This window comes from Streptomyces sp. NPDC002537 (genome assembly GCF_053594975.1).
The window spans coordinates 1-8,919 of sequence record NZ_JBSFWT010000156.1 but is presented as its reverse complement, the minus strand read 5'-3'; the positions used below and the strand labels follow the sequence as shown (position 1 = coordinate 8,919).

Annotated in this window: 10 protein-coding genes; 3 read left to right on the top strand and 7 right to left on the bottom strand. The window is 72.9% G+C overall.

Going from position 1 to position 8,919, the window contains the following annotated elements; genetic code table 11:
- On the bottom strand, positions 1-324 hold a 324-nt coding region (locus tag ACWD4A_RS34650; RefSeq protein WP_451200352.1), incomplete at its 3' end, for a carbonic anhydrase.
- Positions 325-446: 122 nt separating this feature from the next.
- Between ACWD4A_RS34650 and cynR the strand changes: the two genes are divergently transcribed.
- Both cynR and ACWD4A_RS34640 read left to right on the top strand, forming a co-directional pair.
- Positions 447-1,337 carry a transcriptional regulator CynR gene (gene cynR, locus ACWD4A_RS34645; RefSeq protein WP_451200351.1) on the top strand — a complete coding sequence of 297 codons (891 nt, stop codon included), beginning with the start codon at positions 447-449 and terminating at the stop codon, positions 1,335-1,337.
- Positions 1,338-1,420: 83 nt separating this feature from the next.
- On the top strand, positions 1,421-2,503 hold the full coding sequence (locus ACWD4A_RS34640; RefSeq protein ID WP_451200353.1) for an alkene reductase: 1,083 nt from the start codon (positions 1,421-1,423) through the stop codon (positions 2,501-2,503).
- Here the strand turns inward: ACWD4A_RS34640 and ACWD4A_RS34635 are convergent.
- From ACWD4A_RS34635 to ACWD4A_RS34610, 6 genes are all read right to left on the bottom strand, one after another.
- Positions 2,476-3,315 carry a putative protein N(5)-glutamine methyltransferase gene (locus ACWD4A_RS34635; protein WP_451200348.1) on the bottom strand — a complete coding sequence of 280 codons (840 nt, stop codon included), beginning with the start codon at positions 3,313-3,315 and terminating at the stop codon, positions 2,476-2,478. The genes ACWD4A_RS34640 and ACWD4A_RS34635 overlap by 28 nt on opposite strands.
- 154 nt (positions 3,316-3,469) lie before the next feature.
- Positions 3,470-4,306 carry a hypothetical protein gene (locus ACWD4A_RS34630; protein ID WP_451200345.1) on the bottom strand — a complete coding sequence of 279 codons (837 nt, stop codon included), beginning with the start codon at positions 4,304-4,306 and terminating at the stop codon, positions 3,470-3,472.
- Positions 4,307-4,400: 94 nt separating this feature from the next.
- Positions 4,401-4,994, bottom strand: coding sequence for an NADPH-dependent FMN reductase (locus ACWD4A_RS34625; protein ID WP_451200344.1), 594 nt, complete (start codon positions 4,992-4,994; stop codon positions 4,401-4,403).
- A 95-nt stretch (positions 4,995-5,089) separates the two neighbouring features.
- Positions 5,090-6,328 (bottom strand): GNAT family N-acetyltransferase, encoded by a 1,239-nt coding sequence (locus ACWD4A_RS34620; RefSeq protein ID WP_451200342.1) that lies wholly within the window; start codon positions 6,326-6,328, stop codon positions 5,090-5,092.
- Positions 6,329-6,591: 263 nt separating this feature from the next.
- Entirely contained in the window at positions 6,592-7,575 is a 984-nt protein-coding gene (locus ACWD4A_RS34615; RefSeq protein ID WP_451200341.1) for an asparaginase, read from the bottom strand.
- A gap of 44 nt (positions 7,576-7,619) precedes the next feature.
- On the bottom strand, positions 7,620-8,210 hold the full coding sequence (locus tag ACWD4A_RS34610; protein ID WP_451200339.1) for an RsiG family protein: 591 nt from the start codon (positions 8,208-8,210) through the stop codon (positions 7,620-7,622).
- A 149-nt stretch (positions 8,211-8,359) separates the two neighbouring features.
- Here ACWD4A_RS34610 and dtd point away from each other — a divergent pair, with 149 nt between their 5' ends.
- Complete coding sequence (gene dtd, locus ACWD4A_RS34605; protein ID WP_451200337.1) at positions 8,360-8,785, top strand: D-aminoacyl-tRNA deacylase; 426 nt, start codon at positions 8,360-8,362, stop codon at positions 8,783-8,785.
- Positions 8,786-8,919: the final 134 nt, after the last annotated feature.

Sequence of the window (8,919 nt, the reverse complement as noted above, 5' to 3'; positions counted from 1 at the left end):
GGCGAGGGCGGTCATGGCGCCGCAGGCGGAGTGTCCGCAGACGACGATGTCGGTGACGCCCAGTGCGGCGACGGCGTACTCGATGCTGGCCGCGATGCCGTCGGTGCGGGGTGCGTAGGCGGGTACGAGGTTGCCGGCGGTGCGGATGACGAACAGCTCGCCCGGTTCGCTGCCGGTGATCAGTTCCGGCACCACGCGGGCGTCCGAGCAGCTGATGAACAGTGTCGTCGGCCGGTGGGTGGTCGCCAGGTGGGCGAAGAGCTCCGCCTTGGCCGGGAAGACTTCCCGCCGGAACCGCGCGAGGCCCTCGGAGAGGTGGTGCATGGTCACTCCCTTCGGTGATGCCGGCCCGTCGGGCTGACGAGATCCACCATGCACGACCTGCACCTATAGAGTCCAAGACGTGGTAGCCATGATTCCTATCGATGTGGTCTATGGTCGGGGGTATGGCTCTGGAACTCCGTCATCTGCGCTACCTGCTCGCCGTCGCCGAACACGGCAACTTCACCCGTGCCGCCGAGGACCTGCACATCTCCCAGCCCACCCTGTCCCAGCAGATCAAACAGCTGGAGCGGACCGTGGGCAGCCAGCTCCTGGACCGCACCGGCCGCACCGTACGGCTCACCGACGCCGGCGAGGTCTACGTCCACCACGCCCGCCGCGCCCTGCGCGACCTGGCCACCGCCGAACGCGCCGTCCACGACGTGCAGGACCTCTCCCGCGGCACCCTGCGGCTGGCCGTGACGCCGACCTTCACGGCCTACCTCGTCGGCCCCCTGGCCGCGGAGTTCCACGCCCGGCACCCCGGCATCACCCTCGACGTCAAGGAGATGACCCAGGGCCGCATCGAAGCGGCCCTGCTGGCCGACCAACTCGACCTGGGCATCGCCTTCGACGGCCCCCACCCGCCCGGCATCGAGGCGACCGCCCTGTTCACCGAGACCCTCGGTCTCGTCACCGGTGTCGACCTGCCCCGCCCGCTGCCCGTACGGGAACTGGCCGGGCGCCGACTCGCCCTGCTCAGCGAGGACTTCGCCACCCGGGGCCACGTCGACGCCTACTTCGCCGCGCACCGGGTGCGGCCCGAGGTCGTGGTGGAGGCCAACTCCATCCAGGCGCTCACCGAGATCGTCCAGCGCACCCCGCTGGCCACCGTGCTGCCCGACGCCATCACCCACGACCACCCCCGGCTGACCCCCGTCCCCCTCGAACCCGCCCTGCCCGCCCGCACCGTCACCCGGCTGCGGCGCGAGGGCGGCTACCGGAGCGCGGCCGCACTCGCCTTCGCCCGCGTCCTCCAGGACGTCGTCCGCTCCCGCGGCTACGCCGCCGCCTGAACGGGCGGCCTGCCTCATGCGTCCAGGACGGCCAGGTCCAGCCGCCGCAGCCGGGCGGGGTCGGCGAGCACCTCGGCCAGCCCCTGCTCCGGCGGGCCGACTTCGGGGACCTCGCGCTGCCCAACCGCGTGGTGATGGCGCCGATCACACGGGCCCGCGCGACCAACTCCGGGCTGGTGCCGACGGAACTGCACGCCGCCTACTACGGTCAGCGGGCCGGTGCGGGCCTGATCGTCACCGAGGGGACCTGGGTCAGCGAGCGGGCGGTCGGCTTCGTCAACGTGCCGGGCATCCACAGCGAGGAGCAGGTCGAGGGGTGGCGGCGGGTCACCGATGTGGTGCACGCGCTCGGCGGCCGCATCGTCCTGCAGCTCTGGCACACCGGCGCCGCCTCGCACCCCGATCACCTCGGGGGCGAGCTGCCCATGGGGCCGTCGGCGGTCGACCCGCGTGAGATGTCGTTCACTTCGGACGGGTTCAAGGAGACGGTCACTCCCAGGGAGATGACCGTCGCGGACATCGGGGCGACGGTCGCGGAGTACGGCGCGGCCGCGGCGGGCGCCCGGCGCGCGGGGTTCGACGGGGTCGAGATCCACGCCGTCGGCCCGTACCTGATCCCGCAGTTCCTCAACCCGCGCCTGAACCGCCGCACCGACGCGTACGGCGGGGACCGCGCGGGCCGTCGCCGTCTGCTGCTGGAGATCCTCGACGCGGTCGCCGACCCGTGGCACGGGCGGCGCGTCGGCGTCCGCCTGTCGCCGTACTGGACCGCCGGGGACCGGTTCGTCCCCGACGAGGAGACGCTCGCCGACCACGACGAGCTCGTGGCGGAGCTCGACGAGCGCCCCGTCGCCTATCTGCACCTGCGCGGACGGGACCTGGCCGCGCCCGGGGCCGCCCCCGACTTCGGCGCGTTCGCCCGCTACCGGCGGCTGTTCCACGGCCCGTTGATCGCGAACGGCGGCTTCGGCCAGGCGTCCGGGAACGCCGTCATCGAGGCGGGGCTCGCCGACGCCGTGGGGTTCGCGACCCACTTCATCGCCAACCCGGACCTCGTCACCCGGTTCGCGCTGGGACGCGAACCGGCGACCGGGGACCGGGACACGTACTACGCCGGGGGCGCGGGCGGTTACGTCGACTACCCCGTCAGCGGTTGGCAGGACTGACGAGGGCCGGGGTCCGGGCGGGTGCCTATGACCACCGTGGCGTAGAGGTCGTCGCACGTCGTCACCCGGGTGGCCAGCCCGGCCCCGGTGAACGCCGCGACCGTGCACGGGGCCTGCCGCTCGCTCGTCTCGACCAGGAGATGCCCCCCCGGCGCCAGCCAGCGCCGCGCGGCCGCGGCGACGCGGCGCTGGATGTCGAGGCCGTCCGAGCCGCCGTCGAGGGCGACCTGCGGCTCGTGGTCGCGGGCCTCGGGCGGGAGCAGCCCGATCGCGTCGGTGGGCACGTACGGCGCGTTGGCCACGAGGACGTCGACGCGGCCGCGCAGCGCGGCGGGCAGCGGTTCGTAGAGGTCGCCCTCGTAGACCCGGCCCGCCTCGCCGATGTTGCGGCGGGCGCACCGCACGGCGGCGGGGTCGATGTCGGCGGCGTACAGCTCGATGCCGGCCACGGCCGCGGCGAGCGCGGCGCCGACCGCGCCCGAGCCGCAGCACAGGTCCACGACCACGGGAGCGGGGCCGGTGGCCAGCGCGGCGGCCCGGTCGACGAGGTGTTCCGTGCGCCGCCGGGGCACGAAGACACCGGGGTCGACGGCTATGCGCAGACCGTGGAACTCCGCCCAGCCGAGGACGTGTTCGAGCGGCAGGCCGGCGGCCCGCCGCTCGACCATGGCGTCGAGATCGTCCGGTGTACGGGCGGTGGAGAGGAGCAGTTCCGCCTCGTCCTCGGCGAAGACACAGCCGGCGGCGCGCAGCCTGGTGACGACGGAGGCGCGGGAAGAAGCGGGGGAAACGGTGGAGAGAGCGGCAGACATGAGAGCCTTTCGGGATACCGAAGGGCGCTCTCGCGGCTCACCCGCGTGGGGTGGGCCGTACGGTCATGAGGAGAGAGCACCCGACCTGAACAGCGGTAATGGGTCTCACCTCCTCGGAACGTGCTCCTGCTGGGACCGTCACCATACCCGATGCTCAGGGGGTCGGCCTCTCGATCAGGCGGCGCAGGGAAGCGGCCATGCTCACCGCGAAGTCCTCGCGGGCGGAGGGTTCGAGGAGCTCCAGCGACAGGTACGGATTGAGGTCCTCCAACTCCACCAGGAGGAGCTCGCCACCGGGGGCGCGGCAGGCGTCCACGCGCTGGATGCCGTGCTCGATGTCGTTCCAGTCGACGAAGCGCTGGGCGAAGGCCAGGTCGGCGGCGGTCGGTTCATAGGTCTCCAGCTCCCAGCGCCGGTCCGGCCGGGGCGCGTGGAGGGCGTACTGGAACTCCCGGTCGACGAAGTAGAAGGACACCTCGTACGCGAAGTGGATGCGCGGCTGCACGAGGACGCCGTCGTACCTCAGCTCCGGCAGCCGGTCCCGGGGGACGAATTCCAGGCCGATGGAGTCCGCGCCGAGCTTGGGCTTCACCACGTACTCGGCCGCCTCCGGCAGGCGGTCGAGGTCTTCGGGGCGGTCGACGGTGGGGATGACCGGGTAGCCGGCGGCGCTCAGGTCGAGGAGGTACTGCTTGCCGGCCATGTCGGCCTTGCCCGAAAGCTGGTTGTAGACGCGCACGCCGTGCTTCTCCGCGAGCGCGCGGAAGGTGTCGTACTCCGCCTGGTAGTTCAGCACCGGACCGCTGTTGCGGACCACGACCGCGTCGTACCCCGCCATCAGGGCGGCCGCGTCCAGGGGGTGGCACAGGGCGATGTCGAACTCCCGGCGGAGGCGGTTCGAGAGCTGGATGTCCTCGTCGCAGTAACGGCGGCCGCGCGCCTCGTAGGCGAGGTCGGTGACGTAGAGGACACGGTGGCGGTGTGCGGGCATGGTTCCCCCGGTGGTACGTATGGTTCTGTCAACGTACCTGGTCGGAGGCGCCGAGCCGGGCGTGGACCGGACCCCGGCGGCGGGGCCGCGGCGCTCAGGCGCCGTACGGGCGGGCGGCGCGCGCCTCGCGCAGGGAGACGGCCCACCAGCCGAGCTGGTCCAGCATGACCTTCACCGCGCCCGCGGCCGCGGCCCCGTCCGCCTCGTCCAGATGGGCGCCGTCCTCGTCGAACTTGCCCCAGGGGCTGTGGAAGCTGACCGTCTCGCGGATCGTCACCGCGTGCAGCTCCGCGAAGACCGGCCGCAGGTGCTCGACCGAGCGCAGACCGCCGGAGAGACCGCCGTACGAGATGAACGCGACCGGCTTGGCGCGCCACTGGGTGTAGTGCAGGTCGATGAGGTTCTTGAGGGACGCGGGGTAGCTGTGGTTGTACTCCGGGGTCAGGACGACGTAGGCGTCGGCCTGTTCCAGTCGCGGCGTCACCGCGGCGAGGGCGGCGGCGGCCTCCGGGCCCGGCTGCTTGGACAGGTCCAGCGGCAGCGGGTGGTGGGCGAGGTCGATGACGTCGACCTCGACGTCGCCGCGCTCCGCGACCTGCTTCGCGAACCACTTGGCGACCGTGGGGGCGAAGCGGCCCTCACGGGTGGAAGCGACGATGACGGCCAGGCGGTAGGTGTCCTCGGACATGGATGGTTCCCCCGGATTCGGTCGGTGCCGGTGGGTCACCGGCGGGCTGTCGAGAAGAGCATGCAACCTCAAGTCGACTTGAGGTCAAGGGGCGGTCAGAAGACGTCCGGGCACCAGGGCCGCCGCGCCGTACGGAACAGCGTGTCCGCGAGCGCCACCACGCCCGGCCGCTCCTCGTCGACCCGCCCCAGCGCGGCCAGCCGCGCGGCGGACTCGTCGCCCAGGGTTAGGGAGCCCAGCTCGCCGACGCCCAGCGCCAGTTCGGCCGGCCGTCCGGTGGGCGCGCAGCGTGTGCCGTCCGGCCCGGCCTCCAGCAGGAACCGCCCACCAGCCAGGCCATCCGGGTCCGTGACGTCGAGGACGAGGGAGCCGGACGAGGCGTATGCGCGGGCCGTCAGCAGCGCCGGTATGTCGAGGGGCCGCAGCCACAGGAAGTCGGCGTGGGTGACGAGGCGGGCCGCGCGCGGATCGGGCAGCAGCAGCGGGAGGACGTCGTCGGGCGCGCGGTGCCCGGTACGGACCCGGGTGATCCAGTCGACCGACAACAGGAAGCGCCACAGGGCGCGTTCGGCGGCCGGGGTCACCGCGACGAGGTCGAGCACGGTCACCGCGCACTGGGGGAGCTTGCTCTCCCACGTGTCGTCGGGCGTGTACGCGAGGAAGCCGTCGACGGAGCCCTCGGGGGAGCGGTACAGGACGTAGTACGGCTCCTGCCAGGGGATGTCGTTCGGGAGCTCGCCGGTGGTCGTCAGCCACCAGCGTTCGGTGCGGTCGACGGCGCCGTGCTGCCGGGCGCGGAACCGCTCGTACAGCCCGGGGCCGAGCGCGCGGACGTCGGAGGGGTCCGCGAAGTCGACACGGCCGCCGTCCTCGGGACCCGAGTAGCGCCGGTCGAGGCCGGTGCGGGCCACCTCGACCTCCCAGTCCGTGACCCAGGCGGCCGGGCCGAAACCGTAGCGGCCGTAGATCGGGTACTCGGCGGCGACCAGAGTCGCGGCGGCGGCACCGCGCTCCTTGGCGGCCCGCAGATCGGCGGCCATCATCCGGCTGAGCAGGCCGCGCCTGCGGTGGGTGGGGGAGACGGTGACGTTGCTGACCGCGTTCACGACGGTGTCCGCGCCGCCGGGGAGGGTGAGCCGCTGGTCGAAGCTGCGGTACGTGGCGACGCAGCGGCCACCGTCGAACGCGCCGTGCGCGCGGTCGCGCGCGATGACCGGGGCGCGCCACTCGATCTCTTCCTTGGTGACCGCCGGGGGGCGGAGAAAACCGGTGCGGAGGGCCAGGGACCACTCGTGGAGGTCCTGCTCGGTGACTGCGCGGATGTCTGGAGCCATGGCCGGACCGTAGGCGCTGGCCGCGCGGGGTGCATGTGGTTTTCGGGGTGCCCACCGTTGGCGGCCTGCGGCCGCGTCCTCAATCTCCCCCAGCTACCGCTGGGAGGTGCCCCCAGGACGGGCTGAAAATTCAGCCCGTCCGGCGTTTGAGGACACCGCGCGGAGCGCGGTCGGGGGTCTGGGGGTCTCCCCCTCACGCGGCGGAGCCGCACATCGACACTGCGGGAAGGGGCGGGGCTGGGGAAAAGCCCGCCGCAGGCGGATCAGAACGTCGCGCGGATCTCGCCCACCGGGTGGCCCCCGCCGAGGAGCGGCGCCGCGGCGATGCGGGACACCGCCGGGACGTCGACGCCGAGCATCGACAGGGCCCGGGCCAGGACCGGGCCCGTGGCACGGAGCGCGCCGTCGTCGATCTTGAAGGCGAGCGCCCGGCCGTCCGGCAGGGCCACCGCCTGCACTGCCTCCGCGCCCATCTTCGACAGCGTCCCCGGCACCTCCCGCATCAGCCACGTGTCGGGACGGCGCGTGCCCGCCACGTACTCCGGGTGGGCCCGCATCGCGTCCGCGACGCGGCGCTCCGGCGTGCCCGGCTCGGCGAGGACGAAGCCGCGGAAGGCGCGGGCCAGACCCGTCAGGGAGATGGCCATCAGGGGCGCGCCACAGCCGTCCGTACCCACGTGGGAGACGCGCTCGCCGCTCGTCTCCTCGACGACCTCGAGGGCGAGCCGCTGGAGCGGGTGGTCGGCGTCGAGGTAGGAGTCCACGGGCCAGCCGTTGACGGCACAGGCGGCGATCATGGCGGTGTGCTTGCCGGAGCAGTTCATGGTGACGCGGTCGCGCACATGCCCGGCGGCCAGGTAGAGCTCCGCCTCCTCGGGGTCGAGGGGCAGGTCCGGCGGGGTCTGCAGGGCGTCCTCCGCGATGCCGAACTCCCCGAGCATCGTCCGTACGAGATCGCGGTGGAAGGTTTCTCCGGAGTGGCTGGCCGCGGCCAGTGCCAGGCGCTCCCCGGAGAGCTCCAGGCCGGCCCGCAGCACGGCGGCGGCCTGCATCGGCTTGTTCGCGGAGCGCGGGTAGACGGGGGCGGACACGTCGCCCAGGGCGAGCTCGACGCTGCCGTCGGCCGCCAGGATCACCAGCGAACCACGGTGGTGGCCCTCGACGAAGCCGGAGCGTACGACCTCGGCGAGGACCGGGGGTATGCCGACGGTGTCAGCGGCGGGGGACTCAAGGGTCGAGGAGGTCATCGTCGGCCTTCCGGGGGAGGTGGTGCGGACCGCCCCCCGGAGGGTCACGAGAGGAGGTCGTCGACTTGCGCTTCCCCTTCACGGTACCTGCGGGCGATCTCGGCACTGCAATCGTCGGCCGTCCGCTGCAGGCCCTGGCGGCGCACCGACACCTGGCGTTCGTACGCCTCCAGGCGGCGCTTGCCCTCGCGCAGTTCGTGGTCGGTGCGGGCGCCCAGGTCCGACAGCTCCACCTCCGACAGCATGTCCTCGGCGAGCCGCCGGAACTCCGCGCTGTGCGGGGTGCCCAGCGTCACATGGCGGGCGGAGGAACGCTGTGCGGACGGCCCGTCGGCGAGGATCTCCGACAGGCGCTCCACGACGAGCCGGGCCATCACCGGGGACTCCGGCGAGGCGCGCCGCGCCAGCTCCGCCCGCAGGATGTCGACGCGGCCCTGGAGCAGCCGCCGCACATAGCTGAGGTCCGCCTCGTCCCGTTGGGCGTCTCTGCGCAGCGTGCGCAGCTCCGGGAGGCTCAGCAGGCCCAGTCCCCGCCCGGGGACGTCCGCCAGCCGTCCCGCGCGCTGGCTCGGCGGCCGGGGGTGCACGCTGTCCGCTGTCTTGAGCATGGGACCGTCCTCAATGGGTGTGGTCATGAGCTTCCGTTCCCCTCGGGCGGTGTTGCTTCCGGGTCACGTTGCCCGCATCGAGCACCGCCTGCACGCATGGTGCCACTGTGTGACGCCGGGGCGCAGGGGCTCTCCGCCCGAACAGCCCTGGATGGACGCAGGGCATCATGGTCCATATGCGTGCAGTGGTGCAGAGGGTGGACGGGGCGGCCGTCGTCGTGGACGGCGAGACCGTCGGCGAGATCATCGGACAGGGCCTGTGCGTCCTTGTCGGAGTGACGCACGAGGACACCGTGGAGAAGGCCGCGCAGCTGGCCCGCAAGCTGTGGTCGCTGCGGATTCTGGAGGACGAGAAGTCCTGCTCCGATGTGGGCGCGCCGCTTCTCGTGATCTCCCAGTTCACTCTCTACGGTGACGCGCGGAAGGGGCGGCGGCCTACGTGGAACGCGGCGGCGCCCGGCGGCTTGGCCGAGCCGCTCGTGGCCGAGGTCGTCTCCCGGCTTCGTGCGCTGGGGGCACGGGTGGAGACGGGCCGCTTCGGGGCGGACATGAAGGTGTCCCTCACCAACAACGGGCCGTTCACGGTCCTGGTGGAGGTCTAGCTCCGGCTGCGGGCCGGTTCGCACGGGGCTGCGCCCCGGACCCCGCAACACGGCTTCGCCGCGTTGTCCTCAAACGCCGGACGGGCTGGATGTGCGGACCATGGCTCTTCGGCCTGCGGCCCGCACAATTCAGC

What these genes read in the sequence shown, in the direction of transcription:
- ACWD4A_RS34610 (WP_451200339.1), bottom strand. Translation starts at nt 8,210, where the DNA reads ATGACCACACCCATTGAGGACGGTCCCATGCTCAAGACAGCGGACAGC.
- cynR (WP_451200351.1), top strand. Translation starts at nt 447, where the DNA reads ATGGCTCTGGAACTCCGTCATCTGCGCTACCTGCTCGCCGTCGCCGAA.
- ACWD4A_RS34615 (WP_451200341.1), bottom strand. Translation starts at nt 7,575, where the DNA reads ATGACCTCCTCGACCCTTGAGTCCCCCGCCGCTGACACCGTCGGCATA.
- ACWD4A_RS34630 (WP_451200345.1), bottom strand. Translation starts at nt 4,306, where the DNA reads ATGCCCGCACACCGCCACCGTGTCCTCTACGTCACCGACCTCGCCTAC.
- ACWD4A_RS34635 (WP_451200348.1), bottom strand. Translation starts at nt 3,315, where the DNA reads ATGTCTGCCGCTCTCTCCACCGTTTCCCCCGCTTCTTCCCGCGCCTCC.
- dtd (WP_451200337.1), top strand. Translation starts at nt 8,360, where the DNA reads ATGCGTGCAGTGGTGCAGAGGGTGGACGGGGCGGCCGTCGTCGTGGAC.
- ACWD4A_RS34620 (WP_451200342.1), bottom strand. Translation starts at nt 6,328, where the DNA reads ATGGCTCCAGACATCCGCGCAGTCACCGAGCAGGACCTCCACGAGTGG.
- ACWD4A_RS34625 (WP_451200344.1), bottom strand. Translation starts at nt 4,994, where the DNA reads ATGTCCGAGGACACCTACCGCCTGGCCGTCATCGTCGCTTCCACCCGT.